The organism is Amycolatopsis dendrobii (assembly GCF_014145675.1).
Classification (GTDB): domain Bacteria; phylum Actinomycetota; class Actinomycetes; order Mycobacteriales; family Pseudonocardiaceae; genus Amycolatopsis; species Amycolatopsis dendrobii.
Genome location: NZ_JACGZW010000002.1, coordinates 607,147 through 625,075, shown reverse-complemented (window position 1 = coordinate 625,075; position 17,929 = coordinate 607,147). Strand labels below are relative to the sequence as shown.

Genomic DNA, 17,929 nt, shown 5'->3' with positions numbered 1-17,929 from the left:
TGCGCGTCTGCGCATACGGCAGCACCGAGTTTACGCGGGGATTCGGAAAGCCGGTCCCGGGACGGCTCCTTGCGGGGCGGGGGGTGGCGAGCGTGGTGGTCACGCTCTCTTCAACAGAGTGTGCCGACCAGGCATTCCCGAGCTGTTTCGTAGACTCGCCGCCATGGCGGGCAAGGGCACTCCGGCGACGGCGCTGCTGCAAAAGCAGAAGGTGGCGCACACCGTGCACACCTACGACCACGATCCCCGGGCGGAGTCGTTCGGCCTGGAGGCGGTGGAAGCGCTGGGCCTGGAGCCCGGCCGGGTGTTCAAAACGCTGGTCGCGGACGTGGACGGGAAGCTGGTCGTCGGCGTGGTGCCGGTCACCGGCCAGCTGGACCTGAAGGCTCTCGCCGCGGCGGCCGGGGGCAAAAAGGCGAAGATGGCCGACCCGGCCGCGGCGCAGCGAGCGACCGGCTACGTGCTCGGCGGAATTTCCCCGCTCGGCCACCGGAGCCGCCTGCCCGTGGTCCTGGACGGCTCGGCGCTGGACCACCCGACGATGTTCTGCTCCGGCGGCCGGCGCGGGCTCGAAGTGGAGCTGGACCCGGCCGAACTGGTCCGGCTGACCGGCGCGGTCGTGGCCGGGATCGCGGCGGGTTAAGCGGCTTCCAGCACGAAGAACAGGAAGCAGAGGAAAGCTTCCTTGCCCTGCATTTCCTCGGGGAACTTCTCCTTCGCGCCCTCGGCCGGATACGGCTCGCTGACCACTGAAATCCGGAAACCGGCTTTGGCGAAGTCGTCCGTCATCGCGTGCAACGGACGGTGCCAGTACGCGAGCACGCCCTTTTGCCCGTTGAAGGTGTACTCCTCGGACCATTGTTCGACGGCGAAGTAGTTGCCCTCGGGGTGGATGAATTTGTAGAGGAGCGGGTGGTTGACGGCCAGGATCAGCCGTCCGCCGGGCCGGATGATCCGCCGCAGCTCGGCCAGCGGCGCGGTCCAGTCCTCCAGGTAGTGCAGCACCAGAGCCGCGACGACGTCGTCGAACCGCTGGTCGGCGTAGGGAAGCGGCTGGCTGATGTCGGCGACCCGGAGGTCCGCGTCCTCGCCGAGCCTTTTCCGGGCGAGCTCCACCATGGTGGCGCTGAAATCGAACCCGCTCACGTGCGCGCCGCGGTCCCGCAGCGAGGCGGACAGCGGTCCGGCGCCGCAGCCCGCGTCGAGGATCTTCCGGCCTGCCACGTCACCGGCGAGGTCGAGAATCGCGGGGCGCGTGTAGTAGGCGTTGATGAGACTGTGCTCGGTTTCGATCGCGTACGCCTCGCCGAACGTGTCGTAGTCGTTGGCAGTCATGGGATCCACCCTGGCACGGGCGCGCTTTCCCGGACCGGCAGCCGAGCGCGCACCGTAGTGCCCGAGTCCGGCCCGCTGACGATGGTCAACCGGCCGCCGACCGTGTCCGCGCGATCGTGCAATCCGGCCGGACGGGAATCCGGAGGGAAGCCCCGGCCGTTGTCGCGGATTTCGAGGCACAACTCCCCTGCCTGGAGCGAAAGCCGGATAGTCGCCTGCGTGGCCTGGGCGTGTTTGAGCATGTTGGCCAGCGCCTCGGAGACGATGAAGTAAGCGGCTTCCTCAAGGTCGACCGGGAACCGCGTCGTCCGCACCTCCGGATCGGCGTCGACCTCGACCGGAACCGGCATCCGGCGCGCACGGGATTCCACCGCGGTCGCCAAGCCCTGATCGGTCAGCTCGGCCGGGTGAATGTGGTGCGCCGCCTCGCGGACTTCCTCGACGACGCGGCACAGCGCCTCCTGCGCCTCGCCGAGTGCCGGATCGACCTGGCCGGGATCGCGCCGGAGCTGGTTGCGGGCAAGCCGAAGCGAGGTCAGCAGGACGATCAGCTCCTGCTGGATGCCGTCGTGCAGCCGTCGCTGGATCCGCCGCCGCTCGCTGTTCTGGGCGTGCACGATGCGGGCTCGCGACGCCTCCAGCTCACTGGCCTGGCGTTCGATCTGCTCCAGCCGGGCCAGGAGTTCGGCGGAAAGCCTGGCGTTGCGCACCGCCAGCGCGCTCTGCCGGGCGAGAGTGGCGACCAGTTCCTCGTCCGCGGCGGTGAACTCGCCCTCGGTTTTGGCACCGCATTCGAGCACGCCGAGGTCGTCGCCACTGTGCCGGAGGACGACTTCCAGCCGAGCAGTCGCACTTGGCTCGCCCGCGATCGCGACGACCGGCTTCGGCGACCGCAGGCGCACCCGTGCCCAGCTCAGGTCCAAGACCTCGCGCAGCCCGCCGGCCAGCTGATCGGCGAGCGCCGGCAGGTCGAATGCCTGCTCCAGCGTCCCGCCGAAGTGCACCAGGAGTTCGTAGCTGCTCGGGCGACGTCCGAACACCCGGCGAGCGGCGGCGCGGGAAAGCCGAGTCCGGATCGGCAGAACCGCCAAGGTCGCGGCAACGGTGACCAGCAGCGCGGGCCAGAGCGAGAGGAAACGGCTCGCGGCGAGGCTCAACCCGGCCACCACGCCGATGTACCACAACGCGATGAGCAGCCAGAGCAACCGGTACCGGGTCGAACGCCGGACCTCGACGCCGAGCATCCGGTAGCGAAAAGCCGCCACCGCCAGCGCGACCGGAACGGCCATCGTCGCCACCAAGACGAGGATCGGCGTGAGCTGCCCCGGCCCCAGCCTGCTCGCGGTGACCAGCGGCACCAGCACCGTCGCGCCGACGAGCACCGCCATTCCCAGCAGCCAGCGCAGGAGACGCCGTTGTGCCCTCGGCAGTTGGAAATACCTTGCGGCCAGCAGAATCGGTCCCAGCACGAGAAGCCACAGGCCCACCGGAATCGGGCTCACCGGAAGCGGTCCGCCCGCGTAGGTGAGCACCAGCGCGAACGGCACCACCAGCCACAGCGAACGCAGCACCGCCTTCTCGTAGACGAACCGGTAGCGCCCGTCCGGCAGCAACCCCACCAGCCGCACCACCGCCACGATGAGAACGGCCGCGATCCCGCCGATCAGCACTCGCCACATCCGGGGCAGCTGAACGAAATCGAACGCATTGCCCTCCGCCGCGGCGAGGAACGCGACTGCCGCCAGCATCGCGAACAGCACGCCGGTGGCCAGCGCCTGCCGCGCGACCGGATGCTGGGGCGCAAGCCGCCACGCGAAAACCCCGACCAGCCAGCTCGGCAGCGGCCCAGCGACCGCGACCGCCACCGTGAGCGAACTGTCCAGCACGGTCAGCGCCGCGACCACCGACCAGAGCACACAGATCGCGCCGAGCAGCGCGGACCCGCGGAGCAACCACCGCATGTTCCCTCCCCAGTGTCCACCATGGTCGCCGGGCCCGCCGCTAGAAGCAAACCTCCACCGGGAGGCCAGGCCTGCCGGATGTTCTAGGCCGCGGCGACCCGCGAGAGTTCTGGGCCGGACCCCAAACCGTTGCGGGAGAAGAAATGTTTCGTGGATTGCTCGCGTTCGTCACCGCGTCACTGCTCGCGGGAAGCACCGTCCCGCCCGCACAATCGCTCGTCCTCGATCTGCCAGCACCGACCGGTCCGCATCAGATCGGAGTCACCGCGCTCCACCTGGTCGACCGCACCAGAACGGACCCGTGGGACGCCAAACTGGGCTTTCGAGAACTGATGACCACCGTGTTCTATCCCGCCGCTGACACTCACGGCTACCCGCTCGCCCCGCAAATGACCCCTGCCGCGGCCGGGCTGTTCTCAGCAATAGACGTCCCCTACCTGCATCCAGAGCTGCCGCGCTCAGGGGTGGATTGGGCAGCCACGATGACGCACGCGTATACCGGCGCACCCGCCGAACCGGTCCGGCGGCCAGTAGTGCTCTACAGCCCGGGCTTCGGCGACCCGCGCACGCTCGGCACCAGCGTCGCCGAAGACCTGGCCAGCCACGGCTATGTGGTGGTGACCGTCGATCACCCAGGCGAGACAAGCGAAGTCGAGCTTCCCGGCCGGATGCGCACCATCAAGGAACTGCCTGCCGATCCGCGCACCAGTCCAGCAGTCTTCCGCACGATGCTCACCACGCGCTTCGCCGACCTCCGGTTCACCCTTGACGCGCTGGAATCCCTTGCCGCGGGCCAGAATCCGGACGCGGAGAAACGCACCCTGCCGCACGATCTCGGCCGCGCCCTGGACCTTCGGCGCGTCGGGATGTACGGCCACGGAGCAGGCGGTGCGGCGGCGACCGAGGCGTTGTACGAGGACCGGCGAGTCGATGCGGCCGCCGATATGGACGGGTACCTCGACTACCTGCCGGACTCTCCCGGCCAAGACGGCGAACTGCTCCCGGTGGCCGCACACGGCGTGCATCGGGCGGTGTTGCTGCTGGGCACAGCCGGATTCCGGGACGCACGGATCACCCGGACCTGGTCCGCGCTGCTCGCCCACCGGGGCGGTTGCACCCGCTGGTCGCAGATCGACGATGCCGCGCACTGGGCACTCACCGACTTCGGCACCGAAGCTCCCCAACTGGCAGCCGCAGGGCTGATGAGCTCTCCGGACCGGAACAAACTCATCGGAACCATCGCGGATGCCGAAACCGTGGTGCGTGATCGCGTGCTGTCGTTCTTCGATCAGCACCTGCGCGTCTCGTGACGAAGATAAGCCAGAACCGCCGCGACACGATGGTGCAAGCCGGGCTCCTCTGCCAGACCGAGCTTCGCGAAAGTCGAGTTCACATGCTTCTCGATCGTCGACTCCGCCAGCCCCAAGGACTCGGCGATGCCCCGGTTGTTCCGCCCCTCGGCCATGAGCCGCAGCACGTCGAGCTCGCGGGGAGTCAGCCGGGCCAGCGGCGAAGCGGTGCCACGCGCCCGGCTGTCCACGAGGACTTCCACAACGCGCGGATCGACCACCGACCCGCCCGCGGCGACTTCGCCGAGAGCACGGACGAGTTCGTCGACGTCGCCGATCCGTTCCTTGAGCAGATAAGCCAGCCCGGAGGTGCCGTGCTGGAACAGCGCGAACGCGTACTGCTCGCTGGCGTGCTGGGACAGCACCACGACCCCGATCCCGGGATGCCCGGCTCGGACGGCGTGCGCGGCGGTGATGCCTTCGAGGTGCTGGCCGGGCGGCATCCGGATGTCCGTGACGACCGCGTCCGGACGTTCGCGTTCCACGGCGGCGAGCAGGTCCTCGCCGGTGCCGACCGTGGCGAGGACCGTGACGCGGCCAGAGTCCTCGAGAAGCTTCCGGGTGCCTTCCCGGACCAGGTAGTGATCCTCGGCGAGCACGACGCGCAGCTGATCGGTCATGAGGCGGTCTCCGAATCTGCCCGGCGGCAGTTGCCCACAGGCTCGCGAACCTGTGGATAACTCAACTCAAGGAGCACTGACCTGCGGTTTTGCCGCGCCGAACTATCCACAGCCAGCGTCACAGATGCGGCCGGACAACCCGTCCCAGCCACTCCGCGGCAGCCCGCGCCACCGCGTCCAGATCGCTGGCCAGCGTGTGGTCCCCCGCCACCACGACGATCTCGTGGTGCGGAGCCGCCGAAGGCCGCCCGAACGGGTCCCGCTCCCCCTGGATCACCAGCGCGGGCACCTCGACCGCGTCCAGCTCCGCCTGCCGCGACTTCTCCGGCTTCCCCGGCGGATGTTCCGGAAAAGCCAGGCACAGCACCGCGACCGCCTGCCCGGCCGAAGCCGTCCGGCAGGCCACCCGCGCACCGGAAGAACGACCGCCGAACACCAGCGGCAGATCGTCGAACCGGGCGGAGATCTCGTCCGCCACCGTCAGCCACGCCGTGTCCAGTTGCTTGGCCGGAGCCGGGGCCCGGCGGCCGGCCACCCGATAGGGCTGTTCCACCAGCGCCACATGCATCCCGGCCGCCTTCGCCGCCTGGGCTACCGCGACGAGATCCTTCGCCCCGATGCCGCCGCCCGCGCCGTGGCCGAGCAGCAGCACCGCGTCGCCGTCGGGCGCGCAATGCAGTTCGGCTCGCGCGAGCCCGTGTTCGGTGTCGATCTCCAGCGTGGTCATGGCAGGTCGAACAGCGAATCGACGGGCTGTTCGGTTTCCGTGCGCCGCAACAGTTCCGGGCCGTTGTTGCGGACGTTGTTCACCAGGCTCGACACCGGCCGCAGCTCCAGCGATTCCACGACCGCGGGCGACGTCGGCGCCATCAGTTCGTCCACTTCGGACCGGTCCGGGTCGAGCCAGCCCGCCCAGTTCTCGTGCGGCACGATCAGCGGCATCCGGTGGTGGACGTCGGTGAGCTGCCCCGCGGCGTCCGTCGTCAGGATCGAGAAGGTGATCAGCGGTTCGGCGTCCTTGTCGTCCTTCGGCCGCCAGCTTTCCCAGATTCCGCCGAAGGCGAGCGATTTCCCGGAGGGATCCGTCATGTAGAACGGCTCCTTCTCCTTGCCGGTGCGCCGCCACTCGAACCAGCCGTCGGCGGGAACCAGGCAGCGCCGCGACGCCAGCGCACGTTTGAACGCGGGCTTCTCCTTCGCGGTTTCCGCACGGGTGTTGATCATCCGCGACCCGGCCGAAGGATCCTTGGCCCAGAACGGAACCAGGCCCCACCGCATGATCCGCAGCGAGCGCTCCGCCGGCTCGTCTTCCAGCACGAGCCCGTCGGCGTCGCGGGGATGCCGCTGCACCACGGTCACGACGTTCTTGGTCGGCGCGACGTTGTGGTCCACTCGCGCCCGGCCCTCGGTCAGGTCGACCGCGGCGAACTCCTCGACCAGCTTCGCCGGGTCTTTCGTCGCGGCGTAACGGCCGCACATGCCAACCTCCTCGGGGTGCCTCGCGGCCATCGTCGCACGCAAACCGGGCCCGGCGCGACTGGCATGGGATCATTCGACCAGGCAAAGGGCGACCGGGAGGACGTGGGCGGCTTGGGGCGAGGCGACTGGAGGCGGCTGGACGAATCCGACGTGCGGGTGCGTCCCGGCAAGGGCACCAGGCCACGCAGCAAGCGCAGGCCCGAGCACGCCGACGCGGTCACCGCGATGGTGATCGGCAAGGACCGCGGCCGCTGGACGTGCGCGGTCGACGCCGATCCGGATCGCGTCGTGATGGCCATGCGCGCCCGCGAAATGGGCCGTGTTTCAGTGGTCGTCGGGGATATGGTCGCGCTGGTCGGCGACGTGTCCGGCCGGCCGGACACCCTCGCCAGGATCGTCCGCGTCGACGAGCGCGCCAGCGTGCTGCGCCGCACCGCCGACGACACCGACCCGTACGAACGCGTGGTCGTCGCCAACGCCGCGCAACTGCTGATCGTCACCTCGCTCGCCGACCCCCTTCCCCGGCCCGGATTCATCGACCGCTGCCTCGTCGCGTGCTACGCCGGCGGCCTGGAACCCGTGCTGTGCCTGACGAAAGCCGACCTCGCCAGCCCGGATTCGCTGCTCGCCGGATACGCGGGCCTCGACGTCCCGGCCATCGTCACCCGGCACGACGAGGAACCCGAGGGCCTGCGCGAACGCCTCGCCGGCCGGATCACTGCCCTCGTCGGGCACTCCGGAGTCGGCAAGTCGACATTAGTCAACCGCCTGGTGCCCGCCGCCGAACTCGCGACCGGCGACGTCAGCTCGGTCGGCAAAGGACGGCACACCTCGGTCGCCGCGGTGGCGCTGCCGCTGGCGGACGGCGGCTGGGTGGTCGACACCCCCGGCGTCCGATCGTTCGGGCTCGCGCACGTGACCGCGGACGACATCGTCAACGCCTTCGAGGAGTTCGCCGAGGCCGCCGAGGAATGCCCGCCCAATTGCGGCCACCTCGGCCCGCCCGAGGACCCGGACTGCGCGCTGGACGACGTGGTCGCCGACGGAAACGCCGGAGCCGAGCGGCTCGCGTCGCTGCGCAGGCTCCTGGTGTCGCGCTCGGGCGGCGGCGGGGACATCCGCACCGAATCGTGACCTGAACGGCGTAACCCCTGGCCGCGGCTGGCGATACGGAGTGCGACAGCATCGAAGTCCAGGGGGAACTGAATGCGGCTCCGCGTTGGTGCCGCGGCCGTTTGCGCCGCGCTCGCGCTGGCTGGGTGCGGCGCGCCCGCGTCATCGGCGGCGAGCCCGTTCACCGATCTCGGGTCGCTCGCCGCGGCTGTCCGCCAGAGCCTCGGAAAGACCGGCACGGTGCGGCTGATCATGTCCTCGAAGAGCGGCAAAGGATCGGCCGACGTCGAGGTCGGCCTTCTCTACAACGGCCCGCACACCGCCGTCGACCTGCGCCTCTCCAACGACAGCGAAGTACGCATGACCGGGGAGACGCTGTTCTTCAAGCCGCCCAGCGCACAGTCCGATTCCGCTCGCCGGTGGATCCGGTTCTTCCCGCTCGCCGCCGACATGTACTCCAAAGCGTTCTGGACGCTTGCGAAGCAAACCGCCGAACAGACCGACCCGCTGCGCACCGTCGACCAACTCGTCCAAGCCGGCGAACTGACCGGGTCCGAGCAGATCGAACTCGACGGCCGCAAGCTCACGCACTACCGCGTGCAGCTGGATTTCGAGCGTGTCTCGAACCATCTGATCGGCTTCATCGCCGACGAATCGCAGTACCGGATCCGGACGCGCTTGGCCGGAAAGGGGGTCCGGATCCCGCTGGACCTGTGGCTGGACGATTACCAGCGACCGGTCAAGGTCGTCCTGGACCAGCGGCCGATGGCCCGGTTCGACCCCGACGAGACCGGCTCCGTGCTGACCGTCCAGTACCGCCGCTGGGGCACTCCGGTCGACGTCGCGGCACCGGCTGCGGATCTGGTGGACGACATGGGCGGATAAGATACGGTGCCGGTCATTGCCAATCCGACCACAGTCACGGCCTACTGGCTTCGCAGCAACGGTTACCGGCCGCGCGGGGGGGGGCGGCCTGCTTTGGCCGGATTGGCAAACCGGAAGAAACCTCTCCGACGGAGGGAACCTTTTCCCGCCGGACGGCGTCACAGAAGCAACCTCGCGGAGTCACCCCGCCAGTGGCCCGCGCGCCGGACCGCAAGGACGCGGCCCCAAGGCCGGCCGGCGACAACGCAGGTGAAAGACCGATTCCTTCCTAGGGGGAGAACCATGCGCAAGACCACGACGTTCGCTGTCGCCGCCGGTGCGGCGCTGGCGCTGGTGCTGACGGGCTGCGGCTCGAGCGCCGAGAACGGCACCGCGTCCCCGGCCGGGCAGTCCAAGGACGGCGGGTCCGGCCTGGCGTCGCCGTTCAGCGACGCGCTGAAGCTGGCCGACGCGGCCAAGCAGGGCACGGAGAAGGCCAAGTCGGCGAAGATGACGATGGAAATGATGGGCCAGAAGGCCGAAGGCTCGATGCGCTTCGACGGCGAGAACTCGTCCATGACCATGACGATGGACAGCCCGCAGGGCCCCACCGAAATGCGCTACGTGGACAAGACCCTCTACATGAAGGTCCCCGCCTCGCAGTCCAAGCAGTTCGGCAGCGACAAGCCGTGGCTGAAGATCTCGCCGGACGCCACCGACCCGATGTCGCAGTCGTTCAGCAAGATGATGTCGCAGTCGACCCAGCAGAGCGACCCGACCCAGATCCTCGACCAGGTCTCGAAGGCGGGCCGGATCGTCTCGGCCGATCAGGTCGACCTGAACGGCGAGAAGGTCAACCACTACAAGGTCGAGCTGGATGTCAGCAAGTCCATGGAGACCTACGCCAAGGGCATGCCCGAAGAAGTGAAGACCCAGATGAAGAAGATGCTCGACGGCAAGAGCATCCAGATCCCGGCCGAAATCTGGATCGACAAGGACCAGCTCCCGGTGCAGATCACCATGGACCAGACGGAGATGATGAAGCAGCTCGGCGCCTCGACCGGTTCGCCGGCGGCGGCCGCGGCAGGCGGCAAGATCGACGTCAAGTACAGCGACTGGGGCAAGCCGGTCGACGTGACCGCGCCGCCCGCCGACCAGGTCACCGACTTCGGCGAGCTGATGAAGAAGATGGGGCGCTGATCCCCGCCGCTTTTCGCGGGCCCCGAGCCGCTCCGGCTCGGGGCCCGTTTTTTGTGCGCTACTGCCGGTAGCACACGTTCCCCCGAACGGGGCGGACCCGCCCGTTGTGCTTGGCTTGAGGCACTTTACGGCCGGTCAGAGAGGGTTTTCGGATGCGCAGGACGGCCGTGGCGGGTGTCGCCGCGCTGCTGGCGATCGTCTCGGCGGGTTGTTCCAGCGCCCCGGAACCGCAGCGCTTCACCGACGCCCGTGCGCTCGCGGACGCCGCCTCGGCCGCGACTTTGGCCGGGCACACCGCGAAGTTCACCGCTGACGTCACCACCGGCACCCTCGTGTCCCACGGGCAGGGCCAGGCGAAATTCGACCCCGCCGGGACGTCGCTGTCGATGACGACGGACTACGTCGGCGAGCCGCTCGAGCTGCGCCTGGTGGACAAGACGCTGTACGCGAAGGTCCCGGAAAGCGCGCGTGACCAGGTCAGCGACCACAAAGCGTGGGTGAAGGTGTCCCCGGACGGCACCGACCCGCTCTCGCAGGTGCTGGGCGGCAGCCTGGCCCAACTGGCCGAGCAGAACGACCCGGCGCGCACCCTGGCGCAGGTCCGCACGGCGGGAACCGTGGCGTCCAGCGAGGAAACCACCCTCGACGGAGCCTCGGCCGAGCACTATCACCTGACCGTCGACCTGGCGAAACTCGGCTCCCAGCTGCCCGGCGGCCTCCCGGCCGAAGCACTGACCCGGCTCGGCGACCGCGGCAAGACGGTGCCGTTCGACCTCTGGCTGGATCAGCAGCACCGGCCGATGCAGCTGGTCCTGGACCTGACGCCGGTCATGCAGGCCACCGGCCAGACCGGCGTCGCCACGGTCAAGGCGCGCTACACGGACTGGAACTCCCCGGTCACCGTCAACGCCCCTGCCCCGGCGGAGATCGGCGTCCTCACCGGCGGCTGACCGCACCCGCGGCTTGGCCATGCCGTGGAGGATCGCTAAAGCAGCTCGAGCAGGAAGGGCAGCTCCTGCAGCGCGTACCAGGCCAGCTCGTGGTCCTCGGCGTCGCCGAGGGTGAACTCGGCGTCCTCGTCGCCAAGGTCAGCGGCGTCGATCACCGCCGCCGCGGCGGCCACCGCGTCCTCCGCCTCGGCCGAGTCTACGTGGATCGCCGCGATCTGGGACTTCGGCACCGGACCGGCAAGGCGCACGACGGCCGCGTCCAGGTCCGGCCGCAGCGTCGCGTCGTCGACGTCCACCGAGACCACGGCGCGCCGCGGCTCGGCCTTTTCCTCAGCCGCGATCAGGCGCAGCGAAGCACGGGCCGCGTCCAGCAAAGCCGCGTATTCCAGCTCCTCGTCGGACCCGCTCGCATACGCCTCGCGCAGAGCGGGCGTCAGCGCGAAACCGGTGCCGCTGCGAGCGCGGAACTCGCCATTGGCCTCCAGGTCGCGCAGCATCGCGATCGTCGCAGGCAGATAAACCCTCACCAGTGCGCACCCTTCAGCTCTTCCAGTGCTTCTTCGATCATCCCGCCGAGCAGCCCGACGTCGAACGCGGCCTTGCGGTCGCCGTTGAGTCCGAAGTAGACACCGCCGTGGTAGGAGGTGACCCCGATCGCCAGCGCCTGCGTGCGCATCAGCGGCATCACCGGGAACATCTCCACCAGTCTCGCCTCTCCGGCGTACATCGGCACCTGCGGGCCAGGCGAATTCGTGATCATCAGGTTGAAAATCCGCCCGGACAGCGATCCGCCTGCCCGCGCGCCGAGCGAATGCAGCGTCGCCGGCGCGAACCCGCTCACCTTCAGCAACCCGCGCGCGGCCACCGATCTTCCCGAATTCAGGTGCTCGGCCATCGCGTGGCCGATGTGCTGCAGCCGCAGCACCGCGCTCGGCTCGCCGACCGGCAGGTCGACCAGGTACGCCGCGACCTCGTTGCCGACCAGCGCGGGCGTCGCGAACTCGGCGGTTTCGGCGTCGGTGACCGCCATCGGCACGAGCGCGCGCACGGTCTCGGTCGGCGTGAGGTTCTCCCCGCGCGACAGCAGCCATTCCCGCAGCGCACCGGTGATCGCGGCGAGGATGACGTCGTTGACCGTGCCGCCGTGGTCCGCGCGGATCTTGCGGAAATCCTCCAGCCGCGTGCGCACGACCGAGAACACCCGGCCGCCGGACACCCGCACGTTCAACGGACCGGGCGGAGCGGGCCGCGTGATCGTCGCCGCGACGCCACCGAGCGTCTCGACGGCCTTGCTCACCGTGGTCACCGCGTCGCCCGCGATGGAGCGCACGTTCTCGATCAGCTCGCCGGGGCGTTGCACGGTCTCGCTCATCGCGTCGAGAACCAGTTGCGCACGGCTCGGCTCGCGCCGCGGCGCCCACATGTCCTCGAACGGCTCGGGCGGTTCCGGAGTCTCGTCGAGGATGAGCTGGCCGAGGTCGATCGTGCCGACACCATCCACAACGGACTGGTGCGTTTTCGTCACCATCGCGACCCGGTCGCCTGCCAGCCCCTCGACGAAATACGCCTCCCACAACGGGCGTTCCGGTGCCAGCCGCCGCGACATGAGCCGCGCGACCAGGTCGAACAACTGCTCGTCGCTGCCCGGCTGGGGCAGCGCGGAGCGGCGGACGTGGTAGTTCAGGTCGAAGTCGGCGTCGTCCACCCACACCGGGCGCGCGAGGTGCCCCGGCACGCCGAGCACGCGCTGCCGGTAGCGGGGCAGGAACGCCAGCCGCGCGCCGACGAGGTCGAGCACCTGCTCGTAGGTGAACCCGGACGACGGCCGTTCGAAGATCGCCACGCCCCCGACGTGCATCGGCGTCGTCTGGTCCTCGACGTACAGGAACGAGGCGTCCAGCGCGGACAGGCGGTCGGGCATGAGCCGATCCTTACACAATGCGAGACTGGCCGGTGTGGGTGATGAGCTGGCGGGTTCGCCGAAAGACCGCTTCCTGACCGTATACGGGCGCAAGCCCGTGCTGGAGGCGCTGGGCGATCCGGACCTGCGCGTGGACAAGGTGATCCTCGCCGACACCGCGCGCGGCCCCGCCGCCGCGGAGATCCAGCGCGCCGCGAAAGCCGCCGGGGTGCCGGTGCAGCGCGCGAGCGCACACCGGGTGAAAGTGCTGGCCGGCAACGGAAAACAAGACCAAGGCGTACTGGCCGACGTCGTCGCGCCGCGGATGCGCGCCCTCGCCGCGGCCCTGGACGACCGCCGCCCGCCTGCCCGGCTGCTGCTCCTGGACGGCATCACCACGCCGGCCAACGTCGGGATGATCCTGCGCACCGCGACGGCCGCCGGCTTGTCGGGCGTGATCGTGCCGCGCCGGGGCGTCGCCGCGCTGGATCCGATGGTGGTGAAATCCTCGGCGGGCGTTGCCTTCCGGGCACCGGTACTGCGCTGCGGATCGGCACGCGAGGCGGCGGAAATGCTGGTGGAAGCCGGATACAGCCTGTTCGCGCTCGGTGCCTCAGCGTCGACGTCGGTGTTCGACGTCGAGCTGCCGCAGCGTTCGGCGTTCGTGCTGGGCGGCGAGACCGAAGGCGTCGGCGAGGCTGTCGCCGAGTTGGTGACGGAGTGGGTGTCGATCCCGATGCCCGGAGACGTCGAATCACTCAACGTCTCCGCCGCGGCTGCCGTGCTGTCGTTCGAATTGGTGCGACGCGGGGTCAGCTGAACAAGGCCGCCAGCTCGTCGAGAGTTTCGGCGATGCTGCGGTGATGCACGCCGACCATGCCCGCGGCCACTGCCCCGCGCACGTTGCGCTCGGCGTCGTCCACGAACACACACCTCGGCGCGGCCAGCCCGATCCGCTCGGCCGCGACGAGGTAGATCTCGCGGTTCGGCTTGGCCACGCCGACCTCGCCGGAGAAGACGAGCGCGTCAAAGTATTGCGCCAGCTCAGTTTTCACCCCCGGGGCGGCTCCGGGCGCGTTCGAGACGAGCGCGGTGCGAGTGCCGTTCGCGCGAGCGTCGCGGAGGTATTCGTAGAGAAGCGCGGCGTCCGGGTCGGTTAGCACTCCGGCGTAGTCGACGAGCAAGCCTTTCAGCACTTCGCCAGCCTATCTGCTTGTTTGGGGCGGCAAGGCGGCGCGAAGCTCCCTTTAGCGCATCGGCCACATCCCGTCTGCGCCAATCTGCCCTTTTCGCCGGATCAGGCACTCAACGTCCCATCCTCCTGCTCCAGGACGCACTAACCCGCGGGTGGACGTCCATGTTTCGGGGAGGGAACTCAATGACGAACCACAGCCTCCGGCCGCTGGCCGCTGTTCCGGAGGTCAACGGCCGACGTGTGCATCGCCGCAGCCGGTGGCCGTCGCCGGATGACCTGCCGCCCGCTGGGCATCGGTTGGTGCGGCTGACTGACCCGCCTACCGGGCAGCGACTCACTCAGCGACTCAACGCCATCCTCGAAGTCCTCGCCGGACGGCGGGCGGCCGGGCAGATCCGTCCGCTCGTGGACGAGGCGTTGTTTTCCCGGCTCAGCAGCCAAGGGTTGCTGCCGGGCATCCGCCACCACGTCGCCGGGGACCTGCGGATCTGCCGTCCGGCGGAGACCGTGCTCGAGACCAGCACGATCATCCATTCCGGGCCTCGGGTGCTGGCGCTGGCGGCGCGGTTCGAGCGGACGCGGACGGGGTGGGTGTGCACGCGGTTTCACGTGCTCGCACCGCACGTCGAGATCGCGCAGTCCGGCCGGCACTCAGTGGCCTGAATCTGGCTGGGACACGCGTCCTAAAAGCTAGGACACCAGGTCCGTTATGGAGCCAAAAAGAACGGCAGCACGAGTGTTCTCGTGCTGCCGTTCTCGATCAAGCACAGTCCATAGTGGACAGCGTCAGCGACGCGGGCCCTTCTTGCCCTTCTTCGCCTGCGCCCGCTCAGCAGCCCGTCGTTCGCGGCGGGTGCCGCCCGCGGCTCCGGAGTCCGAGTCGTTCGCACTGTCCGAATGGGACTCGACGCCGCCGCCCTCGGAGGGGCCGGACATGGTCAGTCCGGATTGGACACCGCCGCCGAGTCCCTTGCCGCGCAAGGCGGACGGGACCGAATCGGAGTCGGTGGCCGGGGGCTGCGGCGGGGCCGGACGGGCGTGCTTGCCCTCGTCCTCGCTCTGGTTGCCGAAGGCGCCCGCGGCCGCGGCGGTAGCGGAGGTGACGCCGCCGGGAAGCGCCGACGGTTCCGGCTGCTGCACGGTTTCCGGCTCGGCGCGCTCGACCTGGAGGTTGAACAGGAAGCCGACGGCTTCCTCCTTCAGCGAGTCGAGCATCGCGCGGAACATGTCGAAGCCCTCGCGCTGGTACTCGATCAGCGGGTCGCGCTGCGCGAGCGCCCGCATGCCGATGCCCTCCTTGAGATAGTCCATCTCGTAGAGGTGCTCGCGCCACTTGCGGTCCAGCACGGTGAGCATGACCTGGCGCTCGAGGCGGCGCATCGAGCCTTCCTCGCCGACCAGTTCGTCGATCTCGGCCTCGCGCTTGGCGTACGCGTCGAGCGCGTCGTCGACCAGCGCCTGACTGAGCGATTCCGCGTCGAGGTCGCCGTCCTCGATCAGGTCGTCCCAGTCGAGGCTCACCGGGTACAGCGTCTTCAACGCGGTCCACAGCTGCTCGTGGTCCCAGTCCTCGGCGTAACCCTGGGAGGTCGCGCCCGAGACGTACGCCTTCACCACGTCGATGATCATGTGCTCGATCTGCTCGCGCAGGTCCTCGCCCTCGAGCACGCGGTGCCGCTCGGCGTAGATCACCTTGCGCTGCTCGTTCATGACCTCGTCGTACTTGAGGACGTTCTTGCGGGTCTCCATGTTGAGCTGCTCGACCTGGGTCTGCGCGCTCTTGATCGCCTTGGAGACCATCTTGTGCTCGATCGGCACGTCGTCCGGCAGCCGCATGGTGGTCATGATGCGTTCGACCAGCACCGCGTTGAACCGGCGCATCAGGTCGTCGCCCAGCGACAGATAGAACCGCGATTCGCCGGGGTCGCCCTGTCGTCCGGACCGACCGCGCAGCTGGTTGTCGATGCGCCGCGACTCGTGCCGCTCGGTGCCGAGCACGTAGAGCCCGCCCGCCTCGCGGACCTCGTCGGCCTCGGCGCGCGCCTCTTCCTTGATCTCCTCGAGCACCTTCGGCCACGCGGCCTCGTACTCCTCGGAGTTCTCGACCGGGTCGAGCCCGCGCTCGCGCAGCACCTCGTCGGCGATGATGTCCGGGTTGCCGCCGAGCACGATGTCGGTACCGCGGCCCGCCATGTTCGTGGCGACGGTGACCGCGCCCTTCCGGCCGGCGCGCGCGACGATCAGCGCTTCCTTGTTGTGGTACTTCGCGTTCAGCACCTCGTGCGGCACGCCCAGCTTGAGCAGCAGCTTCGACAGGTGCTCGGACTTCTCCACGCTCGTGGTGCCGACCAGCACCGGCTGGCCCTTTTCGTGCCGTTCGGCGATGTCCTCGGCGACGGCCTCGAACTTGGCCTGCTCGTTCTTGTAGATCAGGTCGGCGCGGTCCGCGCGGACCATCGGCCGGTTCGTCGGGATCGGCACCACGCCGAGCTTGTAGGTCTGGTGGAACTCGGCCGCCTCGGTCTCGGCGGTACCGGTCATGCCGGACAGCTTCTTGTAGAGCCGGAAGTAGTTCTGCAGCGTGATCGTGGCGAGCGTCTGGTTCTCCGCCTTGATCTCGACGCCTTCCTTGGCCTCGATCGCCTGGTGCATGCCCTCGTTGTAACGGCGGCCCACCAGGATGCGCCCGGTGAACTCGTCGACGATCATGACCTCGCCGTCGCGGACGATGTAGTCCTTGTCCTTGTGGTAGAGCTCCTTGACCTTCAAGGCGTTGTTCAAGTAGCCGACCAGCGGGGTGTTCGCCGCCTCGTAGAGGTTCTCGATGCCGAGCTGGTCCTCGACGAACCGGACGCCCTTCTCGGTGACCGCCACGGTGCGCTTCCGGACGTCGGTCTCGTAGTGGTACTTCGAGTTGATCAGGTTGGCCTTCTCGACCCGTTCGCGCGTGCCCATCGTGGTGGTGTCGATGCCCTGCATCAGCGGCGCGAGCCGGGCGAACTCGACGTACCACCGCGACGACTGGTCCGCGGGGCCCGAGATGATCAGCGGGGTGCGCGCCTCGTCGATGAGGATCGAGTCGACCTCGTCGACGATCGCGAAGTTGTGCCCGCGCTGCACGCATTCGTCGAGCGACCAGGTCATGTTGTCGCGGAGGTAGTCGAAGCCGAACTCGTTGTTCGTGCCGTAGGTGACGTCGGCGTTGTAGTGCTTGCGCCGCTCCTGCGGGTCCTGCTCGGCGACGATCACGCCGACCTCGAGACCGAGGAAGCGGTGGATGCGGCCCATCCACTCGGCGTCGCGCTTGGCGAGGTAGTCGTTGGTGGTGACGACGTGCACGCCGTCCCCGGGGATGGCGTTCAGGTAGGCCGCGAGGACACAGGTCAGCGTCTTGCCCTCGCCGGTCTTCATCTCGGCGACCTGGCCGAGGTGCAGTGCGGCCCCGCCCATGAGCTGGACGTCGTACGGCCGCTGGCCGAGCACCCGGTGCGCGGCTTCCCTGGCGACGGCGAACGCCTCCGGCAGCAGCTCGTCCAGGGATTCGCCCTTGCCGTACCGCTCGCGGAACTCGTCGGTCTTGGCCCGCAGTTCGGCGTCCGACAGGTCCTTCACGTCGTCTTCGAGGGTGTTGATGTGATCGGCGATGTTGCGCAGCCGCTTCACCATCTTGCCCTCGCCCGCGCGGAGCAGGCGGTTCAGCACCATCCGGTCGACCTCACTAGCTGATCATGATCGCGCCCAGGCCGTTCCCGGGCAGTAAATCGCCACGGCTGGCGCCCGTGTGCGCCGCCGCCGTCTCCCCCATCGTAGGGAACGCGGGCTGGTCCGCGCACGCACGTCGTCGCAGAAGGTCACGGAAGGTTTGCACAGGTCCCGACGAAGGTCGTGCCGCGGGTCGTGCTCCGGGCACGCGGACGGCCCGCACGCGTTCGCGTGCGGGCCGCCGGTGCTGTTGTCCCGGAC

Annotated in this window: 16 protein-coding genes and 1 pseudogene; 8 read left to right on the top strand and 9 right to left on the bottom strand. The window is 69.1% G+C overall.

What is annotated here, in order from left to right; all coding sequences use genetic code 11:
- Nucleotides 1-163: 163 nt before the first annotated feature.
- Complete coding sequence (gene ybaK, locus H4281_RS07020) at nucleotides 164-643, top strand: Cys-tRNA(Pro) deacylase (RefSeq protein WP_037816530.1); 480 nt, start codon at nucleotides 164-166, stop codon at nucleotides 641-643.
- Here ybaK and H4281_RS07015 read toward each other — a convergent pair.
- Together H4281_RS07015 and H4281_RS07010 are read right to left on the bottom strand one after the other, a co-directional pair.
- Nucleotides 640-1,335 (bottom strand): class I SAM-dependent methyltransferase, encoded by a 696-nt coding sequence (locus H4281_RS07015; RefSeq protein ID WP_182890015.1) that lies wholly within the window; start codon nucleotides 1,333-1,335, stop codon nucleotides 640-642. The genes ybaK and H4281_RS07015 overlap by 4 nt on opposite strands.
- Complete coding sequence (locus tag H4281_RS07010) at nucleotides 1,332-3,296, bottom strand: sensor histidine kinase (protein WP_182890014.1); 1,965 nt, start codon at nucleotides 3,294-3,296, stop codon at nucleotides 1,332-1,334. The genes H4281_RS07015 and H4281_RS07010 overlap by 4 nt, the downstream gene beginning before the upstream one ends.
- Before the next feature lie 143 nt (nucleotides 3,297-3,439).
- Between H4281_RS07010 and H4281_RS07005 the strand changes: the two genes are divergently transcribed.
- The gene (locus H4281_RS07005; protein ID WP_182890013.1) at nucleotides 3,440-4,606 is read left to right on the top strand and encodes an alpha/beta hydrolase; all 1,167 of its coding nucleotides are present in this window, start codon (nucleotides 3,440-3,442) and stop codon (nucleotides 4,604-4,606) included.
- On the opposite strand, the gene H4281_RS07000 is transcribed toward H4281_RS07005, so the two are convergent.
- From H4281_RS07000 to H4281_RS06990, 3 genes are all read right to left on the bottom strand, one after another.
- Nucleotides 4,585-5,265, bottom strand: coding sequence for a response regulator transcription factor (locus H4281_RS07000; RefSeq protein ID WP_182890012.1), 681 nt, complete (start codon nucleotides 5,263-5,265; stop codon nucleotides 4,585-4,587). The two genes, H4281_RS07005 and H4281_RS07000, sit on opposite strands and share 22 nt — an antisense overlap.
- A 118-nt stretch (nucleotides 5,266-5,383) precedes the next feature.
- Entirely contained in the window at nucleotides 5,384-5,992 is a 609-nt protein-coding gene (locus H4281_RS06995; RefSeq protein WP_182890011.1) for an alpha/beta hydrolase family protein, read from the bottom strand.
- Complete coding sequence (locus H4281_RS06990; RefSeq protein ID WP_182890010.1) at nucleotides 5,989-6,744, bottom strand: SOS response-associated peptidase; 756 nt, start codon at nucleotides 6,742-6,744, stop codon at nucleotides 5,989-5,991. Before H4281_RS06990 ends, H4281_RS06995 begins: the two co-directional genes overlap by 4 nt.
- A 63-nt stretch (nucleotides 6,745-6,807) precedes the next feature.
- Here H4281_RS06990 and rsgA point away from each other — a divergent pair, with 63 nt between their 5' ends.
- The 4 genes from rsgA to H4281_RS06970 all read left to right on the top strand — a co-directional run bounded on the left by rsgA (nucleotide 6,808) and on the right by H4281_RS06970 (nucleotide 10,871).
- A complete protein-coding gene (rsgA, locus tag H4281_RS06985) occupies nucleotides 6,808-7,878 on the top strand; it encodes a ribosome small subunit-dependent GTPase A (protein ID WP_370648127.1) in 1,071 nt (356 codons plus the stop codon).
- A 72-nt stretch (nucleotides 7,879-7,950) separates the two neighbouring features.
- Nucleotides 7,951-8,742 carry an SCO4651 family lipoprotein gene (locus tag H4281_RS06980; protein ID WP_182890009.1) on the top strand — a complete coding sequence of 264 codons (792 nt, stop codon included), beginning with the start codon at nucleotides 7,951-7,953 and terminating at the stop codon, nucleotides 8,740-8,742.
- Between the two features lie 282 nt (nucleotides 8,743-9,024).
- Nucleotides 9,025-9,921: an SCO4651 family lipoprotein gene (locus H4281_RS06975; RefSeq protein WP_182890008.1), complete on the top strand. Its 897-nt coding sequence runs from the start codon at nucleotides 9,025-9,027 to the stop codon at nucleotides 9,919-9,921.
- Between the two features lie 152 nt (nucleotides 9,922-10,073).
- Nucleotides 10,074-10,871 (top strand): SCO4651 family lipoprotein, encoded by a 798-nt coding sequence (locus tag H4281_RS06970; protein WP_182890007.1) that lies wholly within the window; start codon nucleotides 10,074-10,076, stop codon nucleotides 10,869-10,871.
- A gap of 35 nt (nucleotides 10,872-10,906) precedes the next feature.
- Here H4281_RS06970 and H4281_RS06965 read toward each other — a convergent pair whose 3' ends face one another.
- On the bottom strand, nucleotides 10,907-11,398 hold the full coding sequence (locus H4281_RS06965) for a DUF6912 family protein (protein WP_182890006.1): 492 nt from the start codon (nucleotides 11,396-11,398) through the stop codon (nucleotides 10,907-10,909).
- Nucleotides 11,395-12,792, bottom strand: coding sequence for a WS/DGAT/MGAT family O-acyltransferase (locus H4281_RS06960; RefSeq protein WP_182890005.1), 1,398 nt, complete (start codon nucleotides 12,790-12,792; stop codon nucleotides 11,395-11,397). The genes H4281_RS06965 and H4281_RS06960 overlap by 4 nt, the downstream gene beginning before the upstream one ends.
- Before the next feature lie 34 nt (nucleotides 12,793-12,826).
- Here H4281_RS06960 and H4281_RS06955 point away from each other — a divergent pair, with 34 nt between their 5' ends.
- The gene (locus tag H4281_RS06955) at nucleotides 12,827-13,591 is read left to right on the top strand and encodes a TrmH family RNA methyltransferase (protein WP_182890004.1); all 765 of its coding nucleotides are present in this window, start codon (nucleotides 12,827-12,829) and stop codon (nucleotides 13,589-13,591) included.
- Here H4281_RS06955 and H4281_RS06950 read toward each other — a convergent pair.
- Nucleotides 13,584-13,967: an HAD-IA family hydrolase gene (locus H4281_RS06950; protein WP_043832906.1), complete on the bottom strand. Its 384-nt coding sequence runs from the start codon at nucleotides 13,965-13,967 to the stop codon at nucleotides 13,584-13,586. The genes H4281_RS06955 and H4281_RS06950 overlap by 8 nt on opposite strands.
- Before the next feature lie 182 nt (nucleotides 13,968-14,149).
- Here H4281_RS06950 and H4281_RS06945 point away from each other — a divergent pair, with 182 nt between their 5' ends.
- Nucleotides 14,150-14,629 carry an Rv3235 family protein gene (locus H4281_RS06945; protein ID WP_220506773.1) on the top strand — a complete coding sequence of 160 codons (480 nt, stop codon included), beginning with the start codon at nucleotides 14,150-14,152 and terminating at the stop codon, nucleotides 14,627-14,629.
- A 485-nt stretch (nucleotides 14,630-15,114) separates the two neighbouring features.
- Here the strand turns inward: H4281_RS06945 and secA are convergent.
- Nucleotides 15,115-17,671, bottom strand: a pseudogene (gene secA / locus H4281_RS06940) (preprotein translocase subunit SecA); the annotation flags it as partial.
- Nucleotides 17,672-17,929 lie beyond the last annotated feature (258 nt).

What these genes read in the sequence shown, in the direction of transcription:
- H4281_RS07005 (WP_182890013.1), top strand. Translation starts at nt 3,440, where the DNA reads ATGTTTCGTGGATTGCTCGCGTTCGTCACCGCGTCACTGCTCGCGGGA.
- H4281_RS06945 (WP_220506773.1), top strand. Translation starts at nt 14,150, where the DNA reads ATGACGAACCACAGCCTCCGGCCGCTGGCCGCTGTTCCGGAGGTCAAC.
- H4281_RS06980 (WP_182890009.1), top strand. Translation starts at nt 7,951, where the DNA reads ATGCGGCTCCGCGTTGGTGCCGCGGCCGTTTGCGCCGCGCTCGCGCTG.
- H4281_RS06970 (WP_182890007.1), top strand. Translation starts at nt 10,074, where the DNA reads ATGCGCAGGACGGCCGTGGCGGGTGTCGCCGCGCTGCTGGCGATCGTC.
- H4281_RS06975 (WP_182890008.1), top strand. Translation starts at nt 9,025, where the DNA reads ATGCGCAAGACCACGACGTTCGCTGTCGCCGCCGGTGCGGCGCTGGCG.
- H4281_RS06995 (WP_182890011.1), bottom strand. Translation starts at nt 5,992, where the DNA reads ATGACCACGCTGGAGATCGACACCGAACACGGGCTCGCGCGAGCCGAA.
- H4281_RS06960 (WP_182890005.1), bottom strand. Translation starts at nt 12,792, where the DNA reads ATGCCCGACCGCCTGTCCGCGCTGGACGCCTCGTTCCTGTACGTCGAG.
- H4281_RS06990 (WP_182890010.1), bottom strand. Translation starts at nt 6,744, where the DNA reads ATGTGCGGCCGTTACGCCGCGACGAAAGACCCGGCGAAGCTGGTCGAG.
- H4281_RS07000 (WP_182890012.1), bottom strand. Translation starts at nt 5,265, where the DNA reads ATGACCGATCAGCTGCGCGTCGTGCTCGCCGAGGATCACTACCTGGTC.
- H4281_RS07010 (WP_182890014.1), bottom strand. Translation starts at nt 3,296, where the DNA reads ATGCGGTGGTTGCTCCGCGGGTCCGCGCTGCTCGGCGCGATCTGTGTG.
- H4281_RS07015 (WP_182890015.1), bottom strand. Translation starts at nt 1,335, where the DNA reads ATGACTGCCAACGACTACGACACGTTCGGCGAGGCGTACGCGATCGAA.
- ybaK (WP_037816530.1), top strand. Translation starts at nt 164, where the DNA reads ATGGCGGGCAAGGGCACTCCGGCGACGGCGCTGCTGCAAAAGCAGAAG.
- rsgA (WP_370648127.1), top strand. Translation starts at nt 6,808, where the DNA reads ATGGGATCATTCGACCAGGCAAAGGGCGACCGGGAGGACGTGGGCGGC.